Source organism: Cyanobium sp. T1G-Tous, assembly GCF_024345455.1.
Lineage (GTDB): Bacteria > Cyanobacteriota > Cyanobacteriia > PCC-6307 > Cyanobiaceae > Cyanobium_A.
The window spans coordinates 95894-121615 of record NZ_JAGQBD010000002.1 but is presented as its reverse complement, the minus strand read 5'-3'; the positions used below and the strand labels follow the sequence as shown (position 1 = coordinate 121615).

Sequence of the window (25722 nt, the reverse complement as noted above, 5' to 3'; positions counted from 1 at the left end):
CGAATCCCCTCAAACTCCAGCCGCAGCCAATTCCGGCTCGGCCGGCAGGGCTGCCTGCTTGCGGATCACTACCTGCTTGTCCTCATTGACATCCACCAAGGCGGAGTCGCCATCGCCAATCCGTCCGGTGAGGAATTCCTCGGCCAGCGAATCTTCAAGCAGCCGCATCACAGCTCGGCGTAGGGGACGGGCGCCGTAGGAGGGGTTGTAGCCCTCCTCGACCAGCCGTTCCTTAAAGGCTTCAGTAACTGATAGGGCAATGCCCTTCTCCAACATCCGGCTGAACACCTCCTTGAGCATGATCTCGGCAATATCCTTGACCTCGTCGCGGTTGAGCTGACGGAAGACAATGATTTCGTCGAGGCGGTTGAGAAATTCAGGGCGGAAGTATTGCTTCAGCTCCTCATTAACTAGCGAGCGAATGCGGTTGTAGTTGGTCTCATCTGCATCACCACCGCCAAACTCGAATCCGAGGCCGCCGCCGCCCTTTTCAATCACCTTCGAACCAATGTTCGAGGTCATAATTATCAGGGTGTTCTTAAAGTCCACCGTGCGGCCCTTGGAATCGGTCAGGCGACCGTCTTCGAGCAGTTGCAGCAGCAGGTTGAACACATCGGGGTGTGCTTTTTCGATCTCGTCGAATAGCACCACGGTGTAGGGACGGCGGCGTACAGCCTCGGTGAGCTGGCCACCTTCATTGAAGCCCACATAGCCTGGAGGCGAGCCGATCAGCTTGCTGACCGTGTGGCGCTCCATGAATTCCGACATGTCAAGCCGGATCATGGCTTCTTCGCTGCCGAAAAAGTAAGCCGCCAGGGACTTGGTGAGCTCGGTTTTACCAACGCCGGTTGGGCCGGAGAAGATAAAGCTGGCAATCGGGCGGTTGGGATTTTTCAGCCCAACCCGGGCCCGGCGGATGGCACGGGACACGGCCTTAACGGCTTCGTCTTGGCCAATTAAGCGCTGGTGGAGGGTCTCCTCCATGTTCAGCAGCTTGGCTGTCTCGCTTTCGGTGAGCTTCTGAACAGGCACACCGGTCCAGGAGGCAACGATGTGGGCGATGTCTTCCTCCGTAACCATGGGCGTGCGGTCGCCATCGGCGGCACCCTCAAACACTGCTATGGGTGCACTGCTACCGGCCTCAGCAGTCACGGCCTCAGCTGCTGGCTCCTCATCTTTGCGGGTCTGCAGGATTGAACGAATCTGCTCGCGCAGCTCTACTTCCTTATCGCGCAACTCACCTGCCTTGGTGAAGTCTTGCTCCCGCACGGCCTGTTCTTTGTCTTTCTGGACAGCGCGCAGCTGCTTATCAGCTTCCTTAGCGGCAGGCGGCAACTTGGAATTCATCAGCCGCACCCGGCTGCCGGCTTCGTCTACCAGGTCGATTGCCTTGTCTGGTAGGAAGCGATCAGAGATGTAGCGGTCGCCCAGGGTGGCTGCCGCAATTAGGGCCTCATCGGCAATTATGAGGCGGTGGTGAGCTTCGTAGCGATCCTTCAGACCACGCAGAATTTCGATCGTGTCAATAACGGAAGGCTCGCCCACCATCACCGGCTGGAAGCGGCGCTCTAGGGCCGCGTCGCGCTCGATGTGTTTGCGGTACTCATCAAGGGTGGTGGCGCCGATGCATTGAAGTTCACCCCGGGCTAGGGCAGGCTTGAGAATGTTGGCGGCATCGATAGCACCTTCTGCCGCACCTGCGCCAATCAAGGTATGCACCTCATCGATCACGAGGATTACATTGCCGGCGCTGCGGATCTCCTCCATGATTTTTTTGAGGCGCTCCTCAAATTCACCCCGATATTTGGTGCCTGCCACCAGCAGGCCGATGTCCAAGGTGAGAACTCGTTTGTCTTCGAGGATGTCTGGAATATCACCAGAATTGATTCGCTGAGCCAAGCCTTCGGCGATGGCTGTTTTGCCTACGCCAGGCTCGCCAATTAGCACCGGATTATTCTTAGTACGACGACCCAGTATTTGGATTACACGCTCAATTTCGTTCTGTCGACCCACCACCGGATCGAGCTTGCCGTCGGCGGCCTGCTGGGTGAGGTTGCTGCCAAACTCGTCGAGGGTTGGTGTTTTGGTGGAGCCCTTGCCGCTGCCGCCACCGGCGGCTACCTCGGCTGTTTCGCCCAGCATGCGGATCACCTGGGTGCGCACCTTGGCCAGATCAACGCCAAGGTTTTCCAGGACCCGAGCAGCTACACCCTCACCCTCACGGATCAAGCCAAGCAGCAGGTGCTCGGTGCCAATGTAGTTGTGACCAAGCTGGCGAGCTTCTTCTAATGAGAGTTCCAGAACTCGCTTGGCGCGAGGCGTGAAGGGGATCTCCACGGCAACGAAGCCTGAACCTCTGCCGATGATTTTTTCAACCTCAACGCGGGCATCTTTGAGGTTCACCCCCATCGACTTGAGCACCTTGGCGGCAACGCCAGTGCCTTCACCGATCAGGCCAAGCAGGATCTGTTCGGTGCCCACAAAGTTGTGGCCAAGGCGGCGGGCCTCCTCTTGGGCCAGCATGATCACCTTGATGGCTTTCTCAGTAAACCGCTCGAACATTGGCCTAGGCCTGGTACAAGTGCTTCCAAGCTACCAGGGTTAACAGGTGTGGTGTGGTTTACGCCGCATCAAAGGCAGATCCCCTGCGGTAGCTGGCTCTAAGGCGTTTGAAGGCAACAATGCAAATTGCTGAATTGGCGGTCATTAGCAATAAGAAAAGCCGGTTATCCACACCACTGCTACGCATCATTCAGGTCAGATAACCGCAGCCATTGGATCAGGGCGTCTTCGCCATTGCGGTAGTAACCGCGACGCACTCCCGCATCACGGAAGCCCAGGCGGCGGTATAGGGCCACTGCTGCAGTGTTTGCCGGGGCTACTTCCAGGGTGGCGTGCAGGGCCCCCTGCTGCCCGGCCTCCAGCAGCAGGGCCTTCAGCACCTGCTGGCCTAAGCCCCGGCGCCGCTGCTCCGGATCCACCGCCACCACGGTGATGTGCAGTTCATCCACCACCAGCCATCCGCTAGCCATGGCCAGCAGCTGCTGCCCTTGCCAAAGTCCCACCCCGGGGCGCCGCTGCTCCGCCAGCTCGCTCTGCCACTGGGCGCGGTTCCAGAGGCCGCCGAGGCTGGCCTGGTCGAGGCCTAAGCAGGCCTCCAGGTGCTCAGGTGCCAGGGCCGCCTGGTGCAGCGCCGCCAGGGAGGTCCTTACATTCATGCTCACTAGACCCGCGCGGCCAAAGCCATGCTGACCTCCCATGAGCCCGCTGCGCTGCTGAATCCCTTTGAAAGCGATAGGGATCCCCATAGTCCTAATCGCAATCTCACCCCCCTCACCACTGCCCTCGATAGTGAGGGGCGCCTATTGGTGGGTGGCTGCCTGCTGAGCGACCTGGCCCGCGATTACGGCACACCTTTATATGTGCTCGATGAAGCCACCCTGCGGGGCACCTGCCGGGCCTACCGGGAAGCCCTCGCCCAGCACTACCCAGGGCCGTCCCTAGCCATCTACGCCTCCAAGGCCAATAGCTCCTTGGCCATAACTGCCCTGGTGGCATCCGAAGGCCTGGGGCTTGATGCGGTTTCTGCTGGCGAGTTGCTCACAGCCCTGCAGGGGGGCATGCCGGCGGAGCGCATCGTGCTGCACGGCAACAACAAGAGCCGCGAAGAGCTGGCCCTGGCAGCCGAGCAGGGCGTCACGGTGGTGGCTGACAACTGGCGCGATCTTGAGCTGCTGGCTGCCCTGGCCCCTGACTTGCAGCGACCTGTGCAGCTGATGCTGCGTTTTACGCCGGGCATTGAGTGCCACACCCATGAGTACATCCGCACCGGCCACCTCGACAGCAAGTTTGGCTTTGATCCCGACCAGCTCGAGGCGGTGCTGCAGCACCTGGTGACCTGTTCCTGGGCCCAGCTCACCGGGTTGCACGCCCATATCGGCTCCCAGATTTTCGAGCTCCAGCCCCACCGCGATCTGGCTGGCGTGATGGCCGACGCTCTGGCCTTGGCCCGCTCCCTGGGGCACCCGGTGGTTGATCTCAACGTGGGCGGTGGCCTGGGTATTCGCCATACCACCAGCGACGATCCGCCGAGCATCAGTGAGTGGGTGCGCACCGTGGCTGAGGCGGTGGTGGCGGCCTGTCAGGAGCGGGGGCTGGAGCTGCCCCGCCTGCTCTGTGAGCCGGGGCGTTCCCTGGTGGCCAGTGCCGGGGTCACCCTCTACGAGCTGGGCAGCCGCAAGGACATCCCCGGCCTCCGCACCTACCTCTCGGTGGACGGCGGCATGAGCGACAACCCCCGGCCGATCACCTACCAGTCCCAATACACGGCGGTGTTGGCCGATCGCCCCACGGCCGAGGCCAGCGAAACCGTCACCGTGGCTGGTAAGCACTGCGAATCTGGCGACGTGCTGCTCAAGGATTTGGCCCTGCCGCCAGCTGGCAGCGGCGATGTGTTGGTGGTTTTTGCCACCGGCGCTTACAACGCCTCGATGAGCTCCAACTACAACCGCATCCCTCGGCCAGCGGCGGTGTTGGTCCACGACGGGTTCGCTGATTTGGTGCAGCGCCGCGAGCAGCCGGAAGACCTACTGCGCTACGACGTTTTGCCAACTCGGTTGCGATCGGTAAGGTGAGTTAATCGATTGGAGTGCGCGTGATCGGGCCGCAACTGGGTGAGTTGCTAAGGCTGATCGATTTGCGCTTGCTACTTGATCTGCTATTCGCCTTCGGCCTGGGTGTGCTTGTGCTGGGCCGGGTCACCGAGGCCCGCACCCTCTGGCTGCTGCGGGGCTATTTGTTGCTGGTGGCCCTGGCCTGGGTGGTGCAGCGCTACGCCAACCTGCCGCTCACCAGCAAGCTTGTTGATGCCCTGGTGCTGGCCTGCAGCCTCGCCCTGGCGATTCTCTGGCAGGGGGAGCTGCGCAGGCTGATGGAGCTGCTGGGCACCGGCCGCATCGGGGTTCTGTTTGGCAGCCGCAGCCAAGACCAACTGGGATCGGGATCGGTGGCGGTTCTAAGTGAGGCTGCCGGCCGCCTTTCCCAGGCCCGCCGCGGCGGCTTGATCGTGGTGGATCTGGGCAGCGACCTGCGTCCCGAAGACTTCTTGAATCCCGGCATTGGCCTCGACGCCAAGCTGTCGGTGGATTTGCTGCTCAACTTGTTCGCCGCTGACACGCCGCTGCACGACGGTGCCGTGCTGGTGAAGGCCAACCGCATCGTCGCCGCCGGTGTGATCCTGCCCCTATCCCGCCAGGGCATCAACCGCTATGGCACCCGCCATCTGGCGGCTCTGGGTCTGACCGAGCGCTTCGATCAGTGCCTGGCGATCGTTGTGTCGGAGGAAACCGGCACCCTGTCGCTGGCGAGTCAGGGCCGCCTCGAGCGGCCGATTACCAGCAGCCGTCTGCACGACCTGCTCAGCCAGGCCCTGGCCTTGCCTGTTGGGCGTAGCGTGGTGAAGGACACGCCGGAATCCCGCGGATGAGTCGCGCCCTGGCGACCACCACTGCGACTGCCCCCGAGGTAGTGACCCCTGGCCTTGATCCGGCGAGGTTGCCCAGCCATGTGGCCGTGATCATGGACGGCAATGGCCGCTGGGCAAAGCAGCGCAATCTTCCCCGGGTGATGGGCCACCGTGAAGGGGTTGAGGCCCTTAAGCGCACCTTGCGGCTCTGCAGCGACTGGGGCATCAGCGCCCTCACCGCCTACGCCTTTTCCACCGAAAACTGGAGCCGCCCTGGCGAGGAGGTGAGCTTTCTGATGGCCCTGTTTGAGCGGGTGCTGGCCCGCGAGCTTCAATCCCTGGAGCAGGAGCATGTGCGGATTCGCTTTCTTGGCGATCTTGAGCCCCTGCCGGAGGGGCTGCAGCGCCTGATTGCCGATGCCACCGAGCGCACGGCAGCTAATACCGGCATTCACTTCAACGTTTGCACCAACTACGGCGGCCGAGCCGAGCTGGTGCGGGCTGCCCAGCGGCTGGCGCGGCGCTGCGTGGCTGGGGAACTAGATCCTGCCGCAATCGATGAGCAGCAGCTCGCCGCCGAGCTGCACACCGCTGGTGAGTGCGATCCGGATCTGCTGATCCGCACCAGTGGCGAGAGGCGCATCAGCAATTTCCTGCTTTGGCAGCTCGCCTACGCCGAAATCCACATCACCGATGTGCTCTGGCCCGATTTCAATCAGGCGGCCCTGCTCGATGCCCTGCTCGACTACCAAGGCCGCCAGCGCCGCTTTGGTGGTGTCGAACCCTGCTGAACTCGCCTTGATCACGCGTCACGACTGGTCCCGTTCCGAAATCCAGGCGCTGCTGGAGCAGCCGCTGATGGAGTTGCTTTGGCAGGCACAGCAGGTGCACCGCTCCGCCAACCCCGGCTACCACGTGCAGCTGGCCTCCCTGCTCAGCGTCAAGACCGGCGGCTGCGAAGAGGACTGCGCCTACTGCCCCCAGTCGCTGCACAACAGCAGTGATGTGGCGGGCCGGCCGGAGCTGGAGGTGGAGCCGGTGCTGGAGCGGGCCCGGGCCGCCAAGCAAGCCGGGGCCCATCGTTTCTGCATGGGCTGGGCCTGGCGAGAGATCCGCGACGGTGCTCCCTTTGAGGCGATGCTGCAGATGGTGCGCGGTGTGCGCGAGCTGGGCCTGGAGGCCTGTGTAACCGCCGGCATGCTGAGCGACTCCCAGGCCGAGCGCCTAGCTGAAGCCGGCCTCACCGCCTACAACCACAACCTCGACACCAGCCCCGAGCACTACGACCGGATCATCACCACCCGCACTTACCAGGAGCGGCTCGAGACCCTGGCTCGGGTGCGGCGCTCCGGCATCACCCTCTGTTGTGGCGGCATCATCGGCATGGGCGAAACCGACGCCGATCGGGCCGGGCTGCTGCAGGTGCTGGCCAACCTGGATCCCCACCCGGAGAGCGTGCCGATCAATGCCCTGGTGGCGGTGGAGGGCACCCCCTTAGAAGATCTGCCGCCAGTCGACCCCCTGGAGCTGGTGCGGATGGTGGCCACGGCCCGGATCCTGATGCCCCTTGCGCGGGTGCGGCTCAGTGCCGGCCGCGAGCAGCTGGGTCGGGAAGCCCAGATTCTTTGCCTGCTGGCGGGGGCCGATTCAATTTTTTATGGCGACACCCTGCTCACCACCTCCAATCCAGCGGTGGAGGCCGACCGGGAGCTCCTGGCCGCCGCCGGCGTGCAGGTGGGCGGATGAGTGTGCTGGTGGCGGCGTTTTATCGCTTCGCCGCCCTTGAGGGCCTGCCAGACCTGCAGCGTGAGCTGGGCGACCTGGCAGCAGCCGAGGGGGTAAGCGGCACGATCCTGCTGGCGGCTGAGGGGGTAAACGGCACGATTGCCGGAGCAGATGCTGGCGTTCAGGCGCTGCTGGCTCGGCTGCGGCAGGTGGCAGGCCTGGAGCGGTTGGAAGCCAAGTTCAGCCGCTCGGAGATTCAGGCTTTCCACCGGCTCAAAGTGCGGCTCAAGCGCGAGATCGTGACCATGGGTGAGCCCCAGGTGAGTCCCTATCTGGCCTCGGAGGTAGGCACCCACGTGCCCCCTGGGCAGTGGGATGCCCTGATCGCCGACCCCGACACCCTGGTGATCGATACCCGCAACGCCTACGAGGTGGCGATCGGCAGCTTTGAGGGTGCGATTGATCCGGGCACGGCAACTTTTCGCGAGTTTCCCCATTGGGTGGAGCGGGAGCTCAGGCCGCTGGTGGAGCAGCGCCAGCCCCGGGCGATTGCGATGTTCTGCACCGGTGGCATCCGCTGCGAGAAGGCCACGGCTTACCTGCAGCAGCAGGGTTTTGCCGGGGTGCACCACCTTGAGGGGGGAATCTTGCGCTACCTCAAGGAGATCCCCGAGCCGCTAAGCAGCTGGCGCGGCGAGTGTTTCGTGTTTGATAAGCGTGTAGCCGTCAACCACCAGCTCGAGCCCGGAGAGCACAGCGTTTGCCATGCCTGCGGCCTGCCGCTTTCGCCTGCCGATCGTGAGCTGGCCAGCTACGTGGCCGGGGTGAGCTGCCGCCACTGCCTCGAGCGCTTCAGCGACGCTGATCGTCTGCGTTTCGCCGAGCGTCAGCGCCAGATGGAGCGAGCCCGCCAGCGGGGTGAGCAGCACCTTGGTGGGCGCCCCGTTGGCTGATTACCAGCCAATTTTGTACAGCTTTCGCCGCTGCCCCTACGCGATCCGGGCGCGGCTGGCCTTCGCTGCCGCTGGCCTGCAACCTGGCCAGGACCTGGAGTTGCGCGAGGTGAGCCTCAAGGCCAAGCCCCCCGAGCTGCTGGAGGCCTCCGCCAAGGGCACGGTGCCGGTGTTGGTGCTGGGGGCTCAGGTGCTGGATGAAAGTCTGGCAATCATGCGCTGGGCCCTGGAGCGCCGCGACCCTCTCGGCTGGTTGGCGGGCTGGAGCCCAGCCCAGCTGGCCGATATAGAGGCACTGATTGCCACCAACGACGGCCCCTTTAAGCAGCACCTCGATCGCTTCAAATACCCTGATCGCTACCAAGGGGAGCCAGCCAGCACCAACCGGCTTGCTGGCCTAACGATCCTGCGCCGCTGGAACGAGCAACTAGGGGCTGGAGGCTGGCTGCTCGGCGATCGCCCTTCCCTGGCCGACTGGGCCCTGCTGCCCTTCGTGCGCCAGTTTCGCCTGGTGGATCCGGCGGGCTTTGACGCCGAGCCGCAGTTGGCGGCGCTCCAGGCCTGGCTGGGTCGGTTTTTGGCTTCTCCGGAGCTGGCGGCGGTGCAGGAGGTTCCCTGGGCGGCGCGAGCCCCTTGGCGCTCACCTGGCTTGCTTTATCACCTGGCGCTGCGGCCCGAGTGGCAGGCGGCCCGGGCCGATGGCGTGTATCGCCGCTCCACCCGTGGCTTGGCTTTGGAATCGGTGGGCTTCATCCACCTCAGCTCAGCGCACCAGGTGCCGGCCACCGCTAGCCGCTTCTACGCCGATCTGCCCGCCGCTGAGGTGTTGTTGCTTACGATCAATCCCCAGCGCCTGGCGGCTGCCGGTTTGGAGGTGCGCTTTGAGCCGGCCGCCTCGAACGCTGGCACCACTGGTGGGGAGCTGTTCCCCCATCTCTACGGCGCCTTGCCCCTGGGGGCCGTGCTGCGCGCTGAGCCATGGCAGCGGCAGGCCATAGCGCTGGTGGGTGTGGGCGCTTGCGTCACTGGAGCACCTCCAGCTCAAGCAGCTGGGCCGCTTGGTTGAGGCGACGGTCGAAACAGGCGAAGGTCATGGGAAGGTCCAGCTGCTGGTGCAGGTTGTGGGCTGCAGCCAGTTGCACGCTGTCGTAGCCGCGCAGGGCAAATGCTTCTGCATAGATTCCGGCTTTTTCAACTAGCGGCTGGGTGACATCAGCGATCACAAAGTCAGGCCAAGCCCGCTCAAACATGGATCGAGCCTGGTCTAATCCAAGCTGATTAGCACCCTTGAAGCGAGTGCGCTGGGCAAAGGCAGCCATCGACTCAGCCCAGGTGATCCTGCAGACCGCGATTCCTTCTGAAGAAGAGCTTGCCTCGATCATGGTCTCGCTGCCCTGCTCGTCGATGAAGAGCTTGAGAAGGGCAGAGGTATCACAAAAAAGGATCACAGTCTCTAACCACGATCCTCGATCACGATGTCACTTATCAGTGGGCCGCCATCGTTCAGCTTTACGGGTGGTGGAATCACAGGATTCTTGCCATTCCAGCTGATCACGCCGGCATCAATCGCTTTCTGCAGCGGATTGGTTGAGGCTGAAGCAGCTGGGTTCAGAGCTGTGATGCGTGCGATGGGCTTGCGATGGGAGGTGACTTCCACTACCTCGCCAGATTGGGCACGGGCCAGCCATTCGGAGAGATGGGTCTTGAGATCCCGCACCGAAACCTGGCTTGCGACTACTTCTGACACGCTTGGAGCCACATATGCGACCACATTAGCCGCCTCCCGCTGCGATGGGGCGTTGGGCAACGGTTGAGACTGGCCCAGGCCGTGGCGGTTGTGGATGTCCAGCTCTTCCCCCGGGGCACCTACCTGCCCCAACCCCAGCCTGGAGCAGCTGGAGCAGGAAGCCCGCACGCGCGGCCTGTTGCTGCGCCTGCAGGTGGGCCGGCCAGCTGGGTTGGCCTGGAGCCTGCGGCTGGGAGTGGCGCGCAGGGATGGGAAGAGGCTGGTGCTGCTGGGTGAGATCAAAGGCTGGGCCCTGCCTGCGGCCGCTGGCCTGCGGCTCGACACGATGCGGGTGCAGGGCGAGGACACGGCCGCCGTAGGACCCTTGATCTGGGCGGCCACCTTTGCCTGGGCCATGGAGGCAACCCCCTGCCGCCAGGCCACGATCCTGGCCATCCGCGACAGCGAGGCCCAGCACCGCCGCCTGGTGCGCTACTTCCGCCAGCTGGGCTTCAGCCCCCTGCGCGAGCTCGGTGCCGGCGTTGCCGATCTGGCCCCCCGGCTGATCTGGGGCGGGGGTGGTCTTTTGATGCGGGCCGATTGCACTGAGGTGTTGCGCCGCAGTGGACGGCGGCTGGGTCTGGACTGATCAACTTCCAAGCCGATGCCGGCCGCCAGGATCGGCTCGGCGTTGCTGCCATCGGGGTTGAGGATCAGCTGCAGCAGCGGCTGAAGACTGAGGTTGGCGTTCACCAGCCAGCTGTAGTTGAGTTCGAGCACGGTTTCACTGCTTTGGCCAGGCGAGAGGGTGGGGCTAAAGCGGCTGCTGCCGATCCCTAGGGCCAGCACGTCGAGGGGGCGGCCTGGCACTAGCCCCTGACTGAGCCAGCCCCCACCGAGAAATAGGGGTACGGGATTGGTGTCCCACTCGAAGCCAGCGTTTACGCCCAGCCAGAAGCGGTTGTCGAGCCCCAGTGGCAGCTGCGCCGCCATGGTGAGGGTGGCCATGGCGGCCCCATCCAGGTTGCCAGTGCTGCGGTTGTCGACGTAGCCGCTGGCGATCTGTAGGAGGGGCGGTGGCAGCTGGCGGTTGATTTGCTGGTCGCCGACGCGGATTGGCTTTTGCATCGCCGCCGCTCCCGGTAAGCGCTCATAGCTCCACTGGACTACCTGGAGGTGGCCGTTCAGGCGCTGCTGGTCGGGGTTGACGCCGAATAGGGAAGCCAGGCTGTATTCGGGATCCAGCAGAAAGGCGCCGTAGTGCCATTCGCCCCAGCGGCCGGCAGGCTCCGGTCGCCAACTCAGCTGCAGGCCAGGAGCGGTGTAGGGGTTGATTGGCAGCCCGTCAACACTGAGGTTGAGGGTGTCGTTGAGGGCTGAGTGCACGTAGGCATCAAGCACCGGTGCACTGACGAAACCGGGATTGAGCGAGAACACCCCGGCCTTGATGCCGATGCCTCCCTGGCCTGGCTGGCGCTCCACGCTGGCTTCGGTGAGCCAGAGGCCGGTGGGGTGGGCCGTGCTCTGCAGGGGGAAGGCGGCGCCGAGGCTCTTTGCGTAGTTGGCATCACCGCTGAACAGCATCAACTGCAGGTTGGTGCGCCAGTGGTCGGCTTCTTGCCACTGCTGCTGCTCCTTGGCCAGCCCGCTGCTGAATGTTGCCCCCAAGGTGAGTTGCTGCATCCAGCTGGCGCCTTGACGATCGCCACCGCTGGGGTTGGCCAGGGGCTGGGCCTGCAGGTTGAAGTCGAGGTCGAGCCAGCTGGCTGTTGGCGCCGGCTCTGCCAAAACTGAATACGGCAGCAGCCAATTGGTTGCTAGCAGCAGTAGGGGTGCCAGCAGGCGTTTGGAGGATCGTGCCGCGCCGCTCAAACGCTTACAGGCTCCAGATGGGGCTTGCCACTGGCTTGGAGTGGCGTTGGGGCAAGTATGCCGGTGCTGGCATCTCCATGCTCCGCAACAATGGCGACCTGGGTTGAGGTAGGGGGGTTGGATGGGTTTTGATCCCCGCCACTGGCGCCCCTCTGCCACCTCACCTCCGGTTACGGCCAATCTGGAGGAGCTACTGGCCGAAAACGAGAGCCTGCGCCGGGAGGTGCGGGCTCTGAGGCAGCAGTTAGACCAGCAAGTCTGGTCGCACCAGCAAGCCTGGTCGCAACAGCAAGCCTGGTCATCCAATCGGGCCCGCAGCCGTGTCACCTCCGCCGCTTCCCACGGGATCACGCCGGCTCGGCTGGAGCGCTGGGGAGCCGCCATGGCATCCCATCCCCGCTGGCAGGAGCTGCGCCTGGGGCCGCCCGCTGGTTTGCGGGGTTTGGTGGAGGAGTTGCGTAGCCAGTGGTGGGATCCGCGACTCGAGCTGGAACAGGAGCTAAACCGCCGCTGCCCCGGCCTGGGCTCTGAGCTGGTTGAGGCCTTGCGGGGACCCCACTGCCGCTGGCGCTGGGCTGTGCGGGCTGCCTTTGCGCTCTATGGTCCGCGCGCTCCAGAGTGGCTGGAGGAGGACCCAGTGCGGGTCGTGGAGGAGTTGCTGCGGCGCAGCCCAGGCAGCTCTGGCACAACCTCCAGCGCAGCTGATCCTCGCCAGCAAGCCCTAGCGCTGTTGGGCTTGGCGCCCGGTGCCAGCCCTGCCGAGATCCGGCGGGCCTACCGGCGACTGGCTAAAAACCACCACCCCGATCTTGGTGGAGAGGTGACGGCCTTCCATCGCCTTGATGCGGCCTATCGATTGCTGGTCGGTTGAGGGGCTGCGTGATAGCTGCTACGCACCAGCGGCCCGCTGCGCACCTGCTCAAACCCCAGCTCCCTGGCCCTGGCTCCCAGCTGATCAAATTCTTCTGGAGTCCAGTAGCGAGCCACCGGAATGTGGGCAAGGGATGGGCGCAGGTATTGGCCCAGGGTCAGGCGCTGGCAATCGACTGATCGCAGGTCGCCCATCGTCTGCAGCACCTCGGCTTCGGTTTCGCCCAGCCCCAGCATCAGCCCGCTTTTGGTGGGGATGGCGGGCGCCAGTTCGCGGGCAGCGGCCAACAGGGCCAGGGAGCGGCGGTAGGTGGCGCCCCGGCGCACCTCTCCTTGAAGATGTTCCACGGTTTCGAGGTTGTGGTTGAAGCAGGCGGGCTGCGCCGCCAGCACTGCGGCCAGCCGTTGGCGTTGGGCCGCTAACCCCTCCTGTTCGTCGCGCTGGCCGCCCCAGAAGTCGGGCGTTAGCACTTCGATGCCGATCGCCGGGCTGCGGCGGCGGATCGCGGCCATGGCGGTGGTGAATAGATGGGCGCCGTGGTCCGCTAGATCGTCCCGGGCCACGGCCGTGAGCACCACATAGGAGAGCTTGAGCGCGGTAACTGCCTCGGCTACCCGCTCGGACTCACCTGCGTCTAGGGGTTGGGGTGCCTGGCCCTTCTCCACCTGGCAGAAGGCGCAGCTGCGGGTGCAGATCGGGCCTCCCAGCAAAAAGGTGGCGGTGCCAGCGGCGTAGCACTCGGCTCGGTTGGGGCAGCGGCCCTCCTCGCAGATGGTGTGCAGCCGCTGCTGCTTCACCAATCCCTGCACGTTTTCCAGGGCTGAGGCGTTGCCCACCGGACGCCGCAGCCACTCGGGCAGCCGTTCGGCAGGTGCGATGCTACTGTAGCGGGTCGTGCTGGTCATGGCAGGGCCACCTTTGCGCTTACTCCACCTGGCGTCTGCCCTCAAAGGCCCGGGCAAGGGTTACCTCGTCGGCGTATTCCAGCTCGCTGCCGACGGGCAAGCCGTAGGCAATGCGGCTCACGGTGGTGAATGGTTTGAGCAGCCGGGCCAAATAAAGGCTGGTGGTATCCCCTTCGACGCTTGGTGTCAGGGCCAGGATCACCTCAGTGATGGACTCCTTGTCGACCCGGTTCACCAGGGGCTGGATCTGCAGCAGCTCGGGGCCGATGCCATCCATTGGTGAGATCAAGCCGCAGAGCACGTGGTAGTGCCCCTTGAACTCCCTGGTGCGCTCCATCGCCAGCAGGTCGCGGGAATCGGCCACAACACAAAGCTGGCCGTTGCCGCGCTCCTGGTTGCGGCAGATCTCACAGATCGGCTCGGCCGAGAGGTGGAAGCAGCACTTGCACTGGCCCACCTGGCTGCGGGCCGCCAGCAGGGCGTCGGCGAAGTTGCGTACCTGCTCCTCAGGCTGGCGCAAAAGGTGCAAAGCCAGCCGCTGGGCCGTGCGCGGGCCAATGCCAGGTAAGCGCTCGAACTGGTCGATCAGCCTGGCCAGGGGGCGGGTAAAGCCGCTCAGCAGTCCGCCGCAATTGCTCAGAACTTAAGCAGCCTGCTCGATCAGCTGGGATTGGGGGCTCCGCTATCGAGGCTGGCCCTATCAAGTTGTGCTGCATCAAGTTCTGCCCCATCAAGTTGGGCACCTTCAAGTTGGGCACCTTCAAGCAGGGCACCCTCAAGATCGGCGCCAACTAAAATCGCGTCACGCAAGTTGGCACCGCGCAGATCAGCCCCGCGCAAGTTTGATCCGCTCAGATCGGTGCCGGCCAGGTTGGCTCGGCGCAGCACGCTTCCTTCCAGGTTGACGTTGTGCCAATGGCCGTTGGCAGCCTGCAGATTGCGCAGGTCAAAGCCCGCTAGCTGCTGGCCGTCGATTGGGAGCCCGGCGCTGTTAAGGATTTCTAGAGCAGAAATACGCCCCACCAGCCATTTGACGCCGGTGGCATTGCAGTTCATCAGCAGCTCGTAGGCCTCGATGTTGTCGCGTTGGCGCCGTTTTTGAGCCTCCAGCACGTAGAGGAAAGCGGCCGTCACGATGCTGAGCGATTCCACATTGCCGACGCTGATCAGAGCCTCCGCATCCCGCCAAAGGCACCCCGGGGCCCAGCGGTTGTTGCGGCAGGTGGCGTAGCTGTTCACCACCAGCAGCAGCGCCATGGCCGCTGCACCCGATAGGGCTAGGCGGAACAGAAAGGAGCCGTCTAGCAGGCGGAAGAAGCGGGAGTCGTGACGACGCTGCTGCCGGTCCACCCAGGTGGATTGGCGTGGCATGGGGAGACTGGAGATCAGGAGCCCATGCTGACCCCTGGGGGCACGGCTGCCCAGCAGAATGGCGCCACGCAACGCGCCTTGAGCCATGGCTGTCTTTCGCAATCAGGCAGGTTTTCGCAATCGGGCTGTCCTACGTACTTTTATGCCGCGTCTGGTTGCCTTGGTGCTGGCGGGGCTGCTGGTTGCTTGCAGTGCTGCGGCAGCCGGGCTCAATGGTTTCCAGAGCCCCGATGGGCGCTATGCGTTCCTTTATCCCACCGGTTGGACGAGGGTGCAGGTGAGTGGCGGCCCCCAGGTGGTGTTCCACGACCTGATCAACAGCGATGAAACCCTCAGCCTGGTGATCTCGGAGGTGAACCCCACCAATGACTTGGAAAAGCTCGGCAGCGCCGTGGCGGTCGGCGAGCAGCTGCGCCGCACGGTGATTGCCCCTGAGGGCAGTGGCCGCCAGGCTGAGCTGGTGGAAGCGTCGGAGCGGCAGGAAGGCCCCCGCACCTTCTACGACCTGGAATACGCCGTGCACCTTGAAGACCGCGACCGCCACGAGTTGGCCACCGTGGTGCTTGATCGCGGCCGGCTGTACACGTTTGCGGCCAGCACCAACGAGATTCGTTGGGCCAAGGTCAAGGACATGTTCCATCAGGTCGTCACCTCCTTCACCCTGCTGGTGTGACGGTTTCGGCCCCCGCCGATGTGGTGATCGTTGGCGCTGGGGTGGCTGGTGGTCTGTTGGCCTTGGCGCTGCGGGAGCTGGGGGCGTCGGTGACGGTCGTCTCTGCCCCCGCCAGCCATGGGCCTTGCTCCGCTACCGAGCTCAGCTATGGCGCTCTGCCGGGATGGCCCCTGGCCCCAACCCCTTTAGGTCGCTTGGCGGCCGGAGCCTCTAAGCGCTGGCGGTTTCTGCAAGAACGCCATGGTGATTTGGGCTGGCGGCCCTGCCGCTTGCGTTTGCACGGGGCTGCCGCCGGTTGGCGGCCCCTTAGTGCCTGGTGGCCGCTGCCCTTCGCCCAGGTGGATTCCGCCGTGCTGACGGCGCGCTTGCCGCTGGCGCTGGCGGCGGCCGGAGTGAGGTGCAAAAAGGGCCGGGTGGAGCGCTTGGAGCCGCAGGCTGGGGCAGGCTGGGAATTGACCCTCAGCGATGGCTCCGGCCTGCCGGCAGCCCAGTTGGTGTTGGCGGCGGGCGCCCACTGCCGCCAGCTCTGGCCGCATCTGCCCCAGCGCTTGCGCAGCAGCTGGGCAGCGGCGCTGGAGCTGGCCTCCTTTGCGGCGCCGCTGGGCCGCACCGCTGCTTGGCTGCCGGTCAGCTTTGGGCGGATCGCTCTGGAGCGGCGCGCCGCTGGCCTGAGCCAGCCGGAGTGGCTGGTGGATGGGGGCCTGGTGCCCTGGGGCACTGGGGCCCTGCTGGGCCAGCACACCCTGGTGCGACCAGGCCTGGAGCTGGGCCCAGCGCCGCCGCCTATGGAGGTGGAAAGGCAACTGCGCCAAGAGCTAGCGACCCAAGCCTGGGGGGAGCCGCTGGCGGCCCTGCCTGGCCATCTGCGCCAGGCGGCCGTGGCCTTCTGCAGTGAGGGTTTGCCCCTGGTAGGTCCGCTTGCTGGGGCACCTGGGTTGTGGATGTTTACCGGCTTTAGTGCGGGCTTTAGCCAGGTGCCGGTGTTGGCGCCACTGCTGGCCCAGGCCCTGGCCGCTGGGGGAGAGCCGGCAGCTGCGGCAACGCGGCGCCTGCAGCAGCTGGGCCTGACAGCTGCCTTTTAATCCTGCAAACTAGGGGCCATGACCCAGGCCAGCCCCACCGCCGCGTCATGCAGGGAGTGGCCACGCTGGCGTCTAGTGCATTGGCGGGATTCATTTCAATGACCGTAGGAGCAGATCGATGGCCCTGCTCCCCCGCGTTAAATCAGTACGAATCAATAAGAATCAAGCATTCTGCAAACCTAGAACTGCCGCCGTCTCTGCTCGCACCTTTGTCAACATGGCGGCGTCCTGCTTGAGATCATGCCCATAGGAGGGAATGATTTCACTCATTTTGGCTTTCCAATCACCAATTAGTTCATCGCGCAGGACTGTTTCAATCATGGTCATCATGATGTAGGTAGCGGTGGAAGCACCTGGAGAGGCACCCAGCAGCGCCACCAAGCTGCCATCAGCCGCTGACACGATCTCAGTACCGAATTCAAGCTGGCCAGCAAAGTGCTTCTCCTTTTTAATAATCTGAACCCTCTGACCAGCAACCGCTAGCTCCCAATCGTCCTCGTTTACGCCTGGGTAATACTGCCTGAGCACATTGAAGCGATGGGCCTTGCTCTGCAAAACCTGGCCTACCAGATATTCCTCTAAAGGAAAATTATCTTTGGCCACGGAGAGCATCGGCAGGATGTTATCCAAGCGCAGCGATCGAGGCAGATCGCAGTAGGAGCCATTCTTCAGGAATTTGGTGGAAAAGCCTGCATAGGGTCCAAACAAGAGCCAGCGCTTGCCCTCAATAATGCGCGTATCTAGGTGGGGCACGGACATCGGCGGTGAGCCTGCTGCCGCCTTGCCATAAACCTTGGCTCGGTGCCGGTTAACCACCTCGGGTTTCTCGCAACGCAACCAGACCCCGCTCACCGGGAATCCTGCATAACCGTGGGATTCGGGAATGGCGGACTTCTGAAGCAGGGTTAAGGCGGCGCCGCCGGCGCCAAGAAACACAAAACGCGCATCGATCGTGCGCTCGCTACCCGTGGCCCCACGCTTAACAATAACGCGCCAGCCACCCTCAGGCCGGCGCTGCAGATTGACCACCTCCTCGTTGAAGTGCACCCTGAAATCAGTGTGCTGACGCAGCACAGAAAGAAGGTTGCTTGTCAGGGCGCCATAATTGACATCAGCACCGTTGTTGATGTGAGTTGCGGCCACCGGCTGACTCGCATCACGACCCTCCATCACCAAGGGGGCCCATTCCGCGATCTTGGCGTGATCCTCGGAATACTCCATACCGCGATAACAGTGATGGGCACTCATCAAGGCATGGCGCTTCTTCAGAAAAGCCTGATTATCACTGCCCATCACAAAGCTCATGTGGGGCACAGGATGGATAAAGCTGTCGGCCGAACCGATCAACCCCTTGCCCAACAGGTACGACCAGAACTGGCGCGATAGGTCAAATTCAACATTGACCTCCAGTGCTGTGGCGATATTGATCGTGCCGTCCTTACGCATCGGCGTGAAGTTCAGCTCACAATTACCCGCATGGCCCGTGCCAGCGTTGTTCCACGCACCGGAACTCTCCTGGGCTTCTTGGGGCATCCGCTCGATCATCTCGATCGTCAGATCCGGCTTCAGCTCTTTGAGGAACACGCCAAGCGATGTGCTCATGATGCCGGCTCCAACCAGGAGCACATCAACTGATTCGCTGGTCATACCTGCACCTCTGCTGTGAAACGGACATTGGCACCCGGTGCTAACACCACATAGATGCGGCGCCAGGGCTCCGTATCCAGCAATCTCCAGGAATGGCCTCCCCCTGCGGTGTCTTCTGCCAGGAGCAGGGTCGAAGGATCAAGAGTGAAATGCTCTTCTTCGCGAGTCACGAAATCGAGAGTGCCACTCAGGGTGATCACAAACTGGCGCGCTGGCGCCGTATGCCAATCAAAGGAGCCGCCTGAATCCGTTTGCTGAAACGCAATGCTGACAGCGTCAGTTTTTTGGCTCAGGAAGTCGCCACGGACACCGGGGTCAAGCTCAATCGCGCCATTCTGAAAATGAGACTGGCCATCATCGCCTGTCCACAAACGAATACATTTGAACATTTCGTCTCTAGCCGTGCTGGCATTTGCGCCCAATCTAAGTAAGCAGACTGGATTGGCCTGGATAGTTGCGAACGTTTAGATTAGGAATGATTGGCCTTGGTGGTCTCGATGACGGACATGCGCAACGAATCCGACAGCCTCGGCACGGTCTCCGTTCCAGCCGACCGGCTGTGGGGCGCCCAAACCCAACGATCTTTAGAACATTTCAGCATCGGACAGGAGCTGATTCCAGCCGAAATGGTCAGCGCCTATGCCCAATTGAAGAAGGCTGCCGCCAACGTGAATCACGCCCATGGACGCCTTACAGACAATGTCCATCAATTGATCGTTCAAAGCTGCAACGAGATCCTCGCTGGCCAGCATCGCGACATGTTTCCACTACACGTCTGGATGACTGGTTCTGGTACCCAGTTCAACATGAATGTAAATGAGGTGATTTCGAACCGCTGCTGCCAGATCGCCGGCACTCCCTTGGGAGCCAAGACACCTGTGCATCCAAATGACCATGTGAATATGTCCCAGTCGTCGAATGACACTTTCCCGACGGCGATGCATCTGGCTGCGGCAGTTGAGTGCACAACTCGTCTGATTCCGGCGATTCAGGCTTTGCATGATGCCATCGCGGCCAAAGCGAGCCAATGGAATGACATTGTCAAAATTGGCCGAACCCATATGCAGGACGCCACGCCTTTGACACTCGGCCAAGAATGGTCTGGCTATACCGGCATGCTCGCCGACAATCTTGATCGTCTTCGCGATGCACTCAAGGATGTCTATCAACTGGCAATTGGTGGAACGGCAGTCGGAACCGGGCTCAACGCCTCCAAGGGCTTTGCCGAAGATACGGCCCAAGAACTCTCCCTACTGACCGGGCTTCCCTTTATCTCGGCGCCCAATAAGTTCACAGTTCAAGGAGCTCACGATGCCTTGGTTCAACTCTCAGGTACTTTCCGAACTCTCGCCGTTTCGCTCTACAAGATTGCCAATGATATTCGTCTGATGTCTTGCGGACCACGCGCTGGCTTTGCAGAGTTGCAGGTCCCCGCAAATGAGCCAGGTTCATCGATCATGCCGGGAAAAGTAAACCCAACCCAATGCGAAGCACTAACCATGCTTGCCGTCCAAGTGATGGCCAACGATGTGGCGGTCGGCTTTGGTGGGGCGAGTGGCTATCTGGAGATGAACGTTTACAAACCACTGATCATTCATAATATTTGCAATTCGATCACGCTGATGACCGACGGATGCACCAACTTCCGCAAGTTTCTGATTGAAGGCTGCGAACCCAATCGAGAAAAGATCGCAGCATATGTCGAGAGCTCTCTGATGCTTGCAACAGCCCTGTCTCCAGTAATTGGCTATGACAAAACAGCCCAAATTACGCATCATGCGCTGGAGAAAAACCTCACACTCAAGCAGGCCGCTCTAGAACTTGGCTTGGTGAGCGAAGCTGATTTTGACCGAATCGTTGATCCGGTCAAAATGACAGCACCATCAATAGCCAAGGGCCAGGAGAACTCCTGATTGTGGTGTTAGCTGAGAAGGCGGCGGAATACGTTGGTATCCGCTAAATCAATCAGCTCTTCGCCACGGCCAGAGAGAATTGTTCGCAGGGCAAACAGGGAAAAGCCCTTGGCCTGCTCAACTGTGATGGTTGGCGGGATGATCAACTCCTCGCGGGCCGTCGCCACATCAACCAAAGCAGGTCCGTCGTGGGCAAAGGCTGCGCGCAGGGCTGATTCCAGATCATCGGGCTTGTCAACGCGCTGTCCAAACAAGCCGATCGACTTAGCCACTTCAGCGAAGTCGGGATTGTCAAGGTCGGTGCCAAAATTGACAAAGCCATTGGCCTTCATTTCTAGCTCTACGAAATTGAGCGAGGAATTATTAAAAACCACAATTTTCACCGGCAGCTTGTTCTGGCGCAATGTCAACAGCTCGCCCATCAACATCGCCAGCCCTCCGTCTCCGGCCATTGCCAGCACCTGACGCTCGGGAAATGCCGACTGGGCACCAATCGCCTGAGATAGGGCGTTGGCCATGGTTCCATGTGAAAAGGAGCCAATCAAATTGCGCTGCCCATTCATGCGCAGGTAACGGGCACACCAACCAGTGGGAGACCCCACATCTGGTATGAAAACAGCGTCCTCAGCGGCCAGGTCGCTCACCATGCGCGTCAGATATTGCGGGTGAATGGGCGACCTGTTGTGATCATTAATCGCAAGCTCATCGAGACTTTTTCTTGCTTGAACGTAGTGCTGCCTGGAGGAATCCAGATGCTGTCTGTCTGGATGATCCTTCAGCATGGGCAGGATGGCCTGCACTGTGTCTTTAACACTGCCAACAAGGCCAATATCGATGGGCGTACGCCGGCCCAGGTTCTCGCCCCGGATATCAACCTGGATGATCTTTGCTTTTGAAGGGTAAAACTGACGGTAGGGAAAGTCGGTGCCAAGCAGGAGCAGAACATCGCAACTTTCGATTGCCCTGTAGCCGGATGTGAATCCCAGCAGTCCGGTCATGCCGACATCATAGGGATTCTTATACTCAATGAATTGCTTGCCCCGCAGAGCATGAACCACCGGCGCTTTGAGCTTCTCGGCAATCGCTAACAGCTCAGCGTGGGCACCTTCAACACCCGCACCGCCAAAGATGGTGACCTTTTTGGCTGAATTGAGCAGATCGGCGGCTGCCTTCAGTTCGCCATCGGTGGGGCGCATCACCCTTGGCATGAACCTAATCGGCGCGGTTCGACGGTGAGGCTTGCTTTTTTTCAAAAAGATCTCACCGGGGATCACCACCACAGCAGCGCCCCTGCGCTCAATTGCAGTGCGCATAGCGATCTCAAGAACCCGAGGCAACTGCTCGGGGTCACTCACCAGCTCGCAATAAACGGAGGCTTCCCGCAGGACATCCTGTGGATGGGTCTCCTGGAAGTAGCTGCCGCCCATTTCTGCGGCGGGAATCTGCGCCGCAATTGCTAAAACAGGAACACGGCTGCGGGTCGCATCGTAAAGACCATTGATCAGGTGGATGCTTCCTGGCCCGCAACTACCCACACAAACAGCTAATTCCCCTGTCAGCGCTGCTTCGGCAGCAGCCGCAAGAGCCGCTGCCTCCTCGTGGCGTACGTGCTGCCAGGCGATCGATCCATCGCGGCGGAGAGCATCGGTGAAGCCGTTGAGGGAATCGCCTGGAATTCCGTAGATTCTCTTAACCGAGGCATCCTTCAACACACCAATAATGACATCCGCGATTGTTGACATTGCTCAGGTTAGGGACGCTAAGAATCACTTTGAAGCTAGCTACTACTACCAAAAGATGCCAAAAGACTTGCCCTCGCTGGGTCGGCTTCCGGCGCGGCCCTTGGCTGGTTTTTCCGCATAATCGTTGTATGGGCTTTAGCCAGGTGGCTTTTAATCCTGCAAAATGGGTGCCATGACCCAGGCCAGCCCCACCGCCGCGGAGCCAAGGTACCGCGGCCCATTTCAGCGCTTGCAGGCCCGCTGGCAGGGCCTGAGCGATCACAACCAGGTGGGCGTGAGCCTTGCTGGGGTGGGCGGTGTGTTGGTGCTCTGGGCCCTGTTCTGGCCCGTGCCCACCGAGGTGGAAGGCATGGGCGTGCTGATCTACCCCAACAACGCCGGCATCCTCAACGCCCGTGCCGGCGGCCAGGTGCGCGAGGTGTTTGTGAAGGAGGGTGAGTCGGTGGCGCGCGGCCAGGTGCTGATGCAGCTGTATTTGCCGGTGCTGGAGCGCCAGCTCGACCAGCAGCGCGGCAACCTGCGCCAGCTGCAGCGGCACAACGCCCAGCTAGACGAGCGCGATGCCCTGCGGCTCCTCACCGAGAAGCGGGCCCTGGATACATCCCTGGCCAAGTATTCCGACGATCGCCGTCGCTACGGCGAACTGCAGTCGACCTACTCCAGCAAACTGCGCAACCTCGATTGGCTGGCCCAGCGGGAGGTGGTGGCGCCGCTGTCTTCTGAGGTGGTGTCGGCTGAGCAGGGGCTCACAAGCACCAGCGTCAATCTCGATGACGTCAAAATCAACGAGAAGAACGTGCTGACCAACTACCAGCAGGTGAAGCTCAGCATCGAAACCCAGGCCCTGCAGCGCCGCTATCAGATCGACGATCTCAAACGTGAGATCCAGGTGACCGAGGCCAAGATCGGCTACGACGGCAAGGTGCATGCCGATCGGGACGGCACGGTGTTGGATCTGCAGGTGATCGCCGGCCAGACCGTGGGCACCGGCCAACGGCTGGGCACGATCGGCCGGCCTGAGCAACCCAGCGCCAAGGACCGCCCGCTGCGGGTGGTGGCCTACTTCGCGCCCGCCGATGCCCGCCGCCTGCCCCTGGGGCTGCCGGTGGAGGTGGTGCCGCAGTGGAACCAGCGCGGCCGCTTCGGCGGCATCGTGGGCAAGGTGACCCAGGTGCTCACCCTGCCCGCCACGGCAGACGACATCTCCACCACCACCGGCAACGCGCAGCTGGCCCAGGAACTCACCAAGAGCGGCCCGGTGATGCGCAGCGAAATCGAGCTGGAGCGCGATCCCTCCAGCGTGGACGGATATCGCTGGACTCTCTCGGGGGGCAGCGGTGTGTTCCCGATCCGCGACGGCCTCACGGTGTCGACCCACGCCTATGTGGAGTGGCGCTCGCCGATCAGCTACGTGATTCCTGGCCTGCGCTCCCTCACCGGCGGCTTCCGCACCCCTTGGATCGATCTGCGCTGGAACCAGCCCTCCTTGCGCCAGCCCAACACCGTTCCATGAGCTCCCCTGTGAAGTCGCCGTCCCTTCCCCGGATCCGCAATCCCCTGCTGCGGCAGGAGTTTCCCTGGCTGGTCAGCGAGGTGGTGCTGCTCTTGATCCTGTTCAACGCCAACCCGCCGGAGCTGTGGTTCTGGCTGGTGGTGCTGCTGGTGGTGCTGCTCTATCGCGTCGAGCGCTGGTGGTCGTCGCGGCCCAACGCCTGAGTTCTCAGCTCACAAGCTCTCGCCATTGGCGTTCGGTGCTCTCCATGGTGTGATCCATGCGGTTGAGCACCATCAATTGCGAGGCCACCCGCTGGAGTTGCTCGGGGCTGAGTTGCTGATAGGCAGCCAGGGATTTGGGCGACTGCAGCGAATCCAGGGGCAGGGCCAATCGGGGTTGGTTCGGCGGCGGCGGTAGCTGAGCTGAATCGCGCAGTTGCTGCTGCCAGGCCAGCAGCCGCTGGGCCACGCCCTCTACGAAGGCCACTCCAGTGGCGTAGTCATCCTGCAGCCCCCATCCCTGCCAGTCGGCATTGGCCAGCCGCCGCAGCTCATCAAGATCGAGGATTAGGGCCTCGCTGGCCTGGTCCAACAGCGCCCACATTCTTGCCACTGGATGCTGGCTCGCCAGGGTGCCCAGTTCCAGCAGGGCGCCCTGGCGTTGGTCGCGCAGGCTGATCAGGTTGATGCGCAGGTTGCGAATCTGTTGCCCCTGCTGGTGGCGCCGCTGCACTACCTGCTGCAAGGCTTCTCCCAGATCCACCAGCAGCTGCAGCAGTCCCTCGCGCTGCTGGATCCGGGCTCGAGAAGGCCAGAAAAGGCGCAGGCTGAGCAGGGCCATCAAGATGCCGAAGGCGGTCCAGAGCAAGCGCAGCGGGATCCAGCTGTCGAGCTGCTGGTCATGCGTCAGCCAGCCCATCACCACCACGAAGCAGCAGACCCCGTAGCCCACCGTGAGCCGCAACGAGCCGGCGATCAGCCGGGCCAGCAGTAGGGCCAGCGGCAGGGCTACCACCGGGGGCAGCTGGCCCCAGGCCCGGTAGCCAAAGAACACCACCATGGCTCCCACTGCGGTGCCAACCAGGCGCTGACGGCCGAGTTCGAGGGTGTTGCCGTAGTTGCCCACGGTGACGCTCAGCACAGCCAGGGAGGCGTAAAGCGCAAAGGGCAGGCCGGTGAGGCTGGCGAAGCCGTTCACCACCGTCACGGTTGCGGCGAGGCGCACGGTGTCCCGCAGGGCTGGGCTGGTCATCGGTTCGACGCCGAGAGCTGCGCCAGGGCGGATCTGAGCAGTGCCCGGCTGTGGAGCAGCTGTTTCAACACTTGGCACTGTTGGCCGATGGTAAGCAGCAGGGGCTGGGGAGCGCCTAGGTGCCCGGCTTCCTCAAGCCAAAGCTGAGCGGAGCTTGAGGGGCTCGGCACCGGGGCAGCGGCGGGCAGGGCATGCAGGCGCTCGGCAAGATCAGCAAGCGTGCTCCGCAGCAGCAGCTCAGGTCTCTCTGCCGGCACTGGGGTGGCCAGCTGCCGTAGCAGGGGCTCAAGCAGCAGCCACTGGCGCAACACCTGTCGCCAGAGGCTGCCGGCCTGGGCCCAGCGCGAAAGCCGGTGTTGGGTGTGGGCGGGCATCGGAAGGCCCTGGTTTTGGTCGCGGAGCTGTTGCAAAAGCTGAATGCTGGGCAGCAGATCCTGGGAGCGCAGGGCAGCTGGGGGTTCACCGCCGCTATCTAGCCACTGCTGCATGGCCAGGATTTGGGCCTCGAGTTGGCTGGCGATCCGGGCTTCCAGGGCAGGGAGCTGTTGCAGGGGGCGGCGTGGCCAGAGGGCCCAGGTGGCGATCTGCGCCATCAAGATGCCCACCACTGCCGCGAAGGCCAGGTCAAAAATCGTCGCCCAGTTGAACTGGTTGCCGCGGTGCATCAGTTCCACGGCCCAGCAGCTCAAATACCCCGTATTCAGGCCTTTGAGCAGCCCCAGGCTGCGCACCAGCACGCCGGTTAGCAGGATTGCCAGGCCCAGCACCACCCAACTGGTGGATATCTCTTGCAGCACGATGGCCGTGAGGAGGCCGATCAAGGCGCCGGCCACCAGCTGGCCGATGCTGCGGGCGGGGGTGAGGTCATTCTCATTCACGAACAACACAGCCATCACCAGAGCCAGGGGAAGCAGCTGGTTGCGCCCTGACCAAAACACGATCCCGATCGTCAGGGTGCTGGCCAGCCAGATGCGCAGACTGTTGCGCCAAAGAGGGCTTAGGGAGTGCAGGCCGGCAGCCATGGGGTGTCGC

The 25722-nt window shown here is 62.7% G+C and carries 25 protein-coding genes and 1 pseudogene; 13 read left to right on the top strand and 13 right to left on the bottom strand.

Annotated elements, in window-relative coordinates; all coding sequences use genetic code 11:
• Nucleotides 1–9 precede the first annotated feature (9 nt).
• Together KBY75_RS02125 and rimI are read right to left on the bottom strand one after the other, a co-directional pair.
• A complete protein-coding gene (locus KBY75_RS02125) occupies nucleotides 10–2562 on the bottom strand; it encodes an ATP-dependent Clp protease ATP-binding subunit (protein ID WP_254936048.1) in 2553 nt (850 codons plus the stop codon).
• 179 nt (nucleotides 2563–2741) lie between these two features.
• Nucleotides 2742–3218, bottom strand: a complete 477-nt coding sequence (gene rimI, locus KBY75_RS02120) for a ribosomal protein S18-alanine N-acetyltransferase (protein WP_255022785.1) — start codon at nucleotides 3216–3218, stop codon at nucleotides 2742–2744.
• A 27-nt stretch (nucleotides 3219–3245) separates the two neighbouring features.
• On the opposite strand from rimI, the gene lysA reads away from it, so the two are divergent.
• The 6 genes from lysA (at nucleotide 3246) to KBY75_RS02090 (ending at nucleotide 9208) form a co-directional block, all read left to right on the top strand.
• Complete coding sequence (lysA, locus tag KBY75_RS02115) at nucleotides 3246–4634, top strand: diaminopimelate decarboxylase (protein WP_255022784.1); 1389 nt, start codon at nucleotides 3246–3248, stop codon at nucleotides 4632–4634.
• A gap of 20 nt (nucleotides 4635–4654) precedes the next feature.
• A complete protein-coding gene (cdaA, locus tag KBY75_RS02110) occupies nucleotides 4655–5485 on the top strand; it encodes a diadenylate cyclase CdaA (RefSeq protein WP_255022862.1) in 831 nt (276 codons plus the stop codon).
• Entirely contained in the window at nucleotides 5482–6255 is a 774-nt protein-coding gene (locus tag KBY75_RS02105) for an isoprenyl transferase (protein WP_255022783.1), read from the top strand. The genes cdaA and KBY75_RS02105 overlap by 4 nt, the downstream gene beginning before the upstream one ends.
• Before the next feature lie 67 nt (nucleotides 6256–6322).
• The gene (gene bioB, locus KBY75_RS02100) at nucleotides 6323–7210 is read left to right on the top strand and encodes a biotin synthase BioB (protein WP_396097849.1); all 888 of its coding nucleotides are present in this window, start codon (nucleotides 6323–6325) and stop codon (nucleotides 7208–7210) included.
• On the top strand, nucleotides 7207–8142 hold the full coding sequence (locus KBY75_RS02095) for a rhodanese-related sulfurtransferase (RefSeq protein ID WP_255022781.1): 936 nt from the start codon (nucleotides 7207–7209) through the stop codon (nucleotides 8140–8142). The genes bioB and KBY75_RS02095 overlap by 4 nt, the downstream gene beginning before the upstream one ends.
• Nucleotides 8123–9208 carry a DUF952 domain-containing protein gene (locus KBY75_RS02090; RefSeq protein WP_255022780.1) on the top strand — a complete coding sequence of 362 codons (1086 nt, stop codon included), beginning with the start codon at nucleotides 8123–8125 and terminating at the stop codon, nucleotides 9206–9208. Before KBY75_RS02095 ends, KBY75_RS02090 begins: the two co-directional genes overlap by 20 nt.
• Here the strand turns inward: KBY75_RS02090 and KBY75_RS02085 are convergent.
• Together KBY75_RS02085 and KBY75_RS02080 are read right to left on the bottom strand one after the other, a co-directional pair.
• Complete coding sequence (locus KBY75_RS02085) at nucleotides 9165–9524, bottom strand: type II toxin-antitoxin system VapC family toxin (protein WP_254936055.1); 360 nt, start codon at nucleotides 9522–9524, stop codon at nucleotides 9165–9167. The two genes, KBY75_RS02090 and KBY75_RS02085, sit on opposite strands and share 44 nt — an antisense overlap.
• A gap of 71 nt (nucleotides 9525–9595) precedes the next feature.
• Nucleotides 9596–9889 (bottom strand): type II toxin-antitoxin system Phd/YefM family antitoxin, encoded by a 294-nt coding sequence (locus tag KBY75_RS02080; RefSeq protein WP_254936056.1) that lies wholly within the window; start codon nucleotides 9887–9889, stop codon nucleotides 9596–9598.
• Between the two features lie 94 nt (nucleotides 9890–9983).
• Between KBY75_RS02080 and KBY75_RS02075 the strand changes: the two genes are divergently transcribed.
• Nucleotides 9984–10517 carry a hypothetical protein gene (locus KBY75_RS02075; RefSeq protein WP_255022779.1) on the top strand — a complete coding sequence of 178 codons (534 nt, stop codon included), beginning with the start codon at nucleotides 9984–9986 and terminating at the stop codon, nucleotides 10515–10517.
• Nucleotides 10518–10546: 29 nt separating this feature from the next.
• On the opposite strand, the pseudogene KBY75_RS02070 reads toward KBY75_RS02075, so the two are convergent.
• Nucleotides 10547–11452 (bottom strand): annotated as a pseudogene (locus tag KBY75_RS02070) (carbohydrate porin); the annotation flags it as partial.
• A 409-nt stretch (nucleotides 11453–11861) separates the two neighbouring features.
• Here KBY75_RS02070 and KBY75_RS02065 point away from each other — a divergent pair.
• The gene (locus KBY75_RS02065; protein ID WP_254936059.1) at nucleotides 11862–12611 is read left to right on the top strand and encodes a J domain-containing protein; all 750 of its coding nucleotides are present in this window, start codon (nucleotides 11862–11864) and stop codon (nucleotides 12609–12611) included.
• Here KBY75_RS02065 and lipA read toward each other — a convergent pair.
• The 3 genes from lipA to KBY75_RS02050 form a co-directional block, all read right to left on the bottom strand.
• The gene (gene lipA, locus KBY75_RS02060; protein ID WP_255022778.1) at nucleotides 12590–13516 is read right to left on the bottom strand and encodes a lipoyl synthase; all 927 of its coding nucleotides are present in this window, start codon (nucleotides 13514–13516) and stop codon (nucleotides 12590–12592) included. The two genes, KBY75_RS02065 and lipA, sit on opposite strands and share 22 nt — an antisense overlap.
• A gap of 19 nt (nucleotides 13517–13535) precedes the next feature.
• Nucleotides 13536–14114, bottom strand: a complete 579-nt coding sequence (recR, locus tag KBY75_RS02055; protein ID WP_315858406.1) for a recombination mediator RecR — start codon at nucleotides 14112–14114, stop codon at nucleotides 13536–13538.
• Between the two features lie 62 nt (nucleotides 14115–14176).
• Nucleotides 14177–14887: a pentapeptide repeat-containing protein gene (locus KBY75_RS02050; protein WP_255022777.1), complete on the bottom strand. Its 711-nt coding sequence runs from the start codon at nucleotides 14885–14887 to the stop codon at nucleotides 14177–14179.
• 142 nt (nucleotides 14888–15029) lie between these two features.
• On the opposite strand from KBY75_RS02050, the gene psbP reads away from it, so the two are divergent.
• Entirely contained in the window at nucleotides 15030–15560 is a 531-nt protein-coding gene (psbP, locus tag KBY75_RS02045; protein ID WP_254941218.1) for a photosystem II reaction center PsbP, read from the top strand.
• Nucleotides 15557–16642 carry an FAD-dependent oxidoreductase gene (locus KBY75_RS02040; RefSeq protein ID WP_255022776.1) on the top strand — a complete coding sequence of 362 codons (1086 nt, stop codon included), beginning with the start codon at nucleotides 15557–15559 and terminating at the stop codon, nucleotides 16640–16642. The genes psbP and KBY75_RS02040 overlap by 4 nt, the downstream gene beginning before the upstream one ends.
• 162 nt (nucleotides 16643–16804) lie before the next feature.
• Here KBY75_RS02040 and mqo read toward each other — a convergent pair whose 3' ends face one another.
• Together mqo and KBY75_RS02030 are read right to left on the bottom strand one after the other, a co-directional pair.
• Complete coding sequence (gene mqo, locus KBY75_RS02035) at nucleotides 16805–18289, bottom strand: malate dehydrogenase (quinone) (protein WP_255022775.1); 1485 nt, start codon at nucleotides 18287–18289, stop codon at nucleotides 16805–16807.
• Nucleotides 18286–18711 carry a hypothetical protein gene (locus KBY75_RS02030; protein WP_255022774.1) on the bottom strand — a complete coding sequence of 142 codons (426 nt, stop codon included), beginning with the start codon at nucleotides 18709–18711 and terminating at the stop codon, nucleotides 18286–18288. The genes mqo and KBY75_RS02030 overlap by 4 nt, the downstream gene beginning before the upstream one ends.
• A 75-nt stretch (nucleotides 18712–18786) precedes the next feature.
• On the opposite strand from KBY75_RS02030, the gene fumC reads away from it, so the two are divergent.
• Nucleotides 18787–20202, top strand: coding sequence for a class II fumarate hydratase (fumC, locus tag KBY75_RS02025; RefSeq protein WP_255022773.1), 1416 nt, complete (start codon nucleotides 18787–18789; stop codon nucleotides 20200–20202).
• A gap of 8 nt (nucleotides 20203–20210) precedes the next feature.
• Here the strand turns inward: fumC and poxB are convergent, their stop codons facing one another.
• Complete coding sequence (poxB, locus tag KBY75_RS02020; protein WP_255022772.1) at nucleotides 20211–21944, bottom strand: ubiquinone-dependent pyruvate dehydrogenase; 1734 nt, start codon at nucleotides 21942–21944, stop codon at nucleotides 20211–20213.
• A gap of 172 nt (nucleotides 21945–22116) precedes the next feature.
• Here poxB and KBY75_RS02015 point away from each other — a divergent pair, with 172 nt between their 5' ends.
• Both KBY75_RS02015 and KBY75_RS02010 read left to right on the top strand, forming a co-directional pair.
• On the top strand, nucleotides 22117–23457 hold the full coding sequence (locus KBY75_RS02015; RefSeq protein WP_255022771.1) for an NHLP bacteriocin system secretion protein: 1341 nt from the start codon (nucleotides 22117–22119) through the stop codon (nucleotides 23455–23457).
• The gene (locus KBY75_RS02010) at nucleotides 23454–23660 is read left to right on the top strand and encodes a hypothetical protein (RefSeq protein ID WP_106632756.1); all 207 of its coding nucleotides are present in this window, start codon (nucleotides 23454–23456) and stop codon (nucleotides 23658–23660) included. Before KBY75_RS02015 ends, KBY75_RS02010 begins: the two co-directional genes overlap by 4 nt.
• A gap of 4 nt (nucleotides 23661–23664) precedes the next feature.
• Here KBY75_RS02010 and KBY75_RS02005 read toward each other — a convergent pair whose 3' ends face one another.
• The gene (locus tag KBY75_RS02005) at nucleotides 23665–24690 is read right to left on the bottom strand and encodes an FUSC family protein (protein WP_255022770.1); all 1026 of its coding nucleotides are present in this window, start codon (nucleotides 24688–24690) and stop codon (nucleotides 23665–23667) included.
• Nucleotides 24687–25712: a hypothetical protein gene (locus tag KBY75_RS02000; protein WP_255022769.1), complete on the bottom strand. Its 1026-nt coding sequence runs from the start codon at nucleotides 25710–25712 to the stop codon at nucleotides 24687–24689. The genes KBY75_RS02005 and KBY75_RS02000 overlap by 4 nt, the downstream gene beginning before the upstream one ends.
• Between the last annotated feature and the right edge of the window lie 10 nt (nucleotides 25713–25722).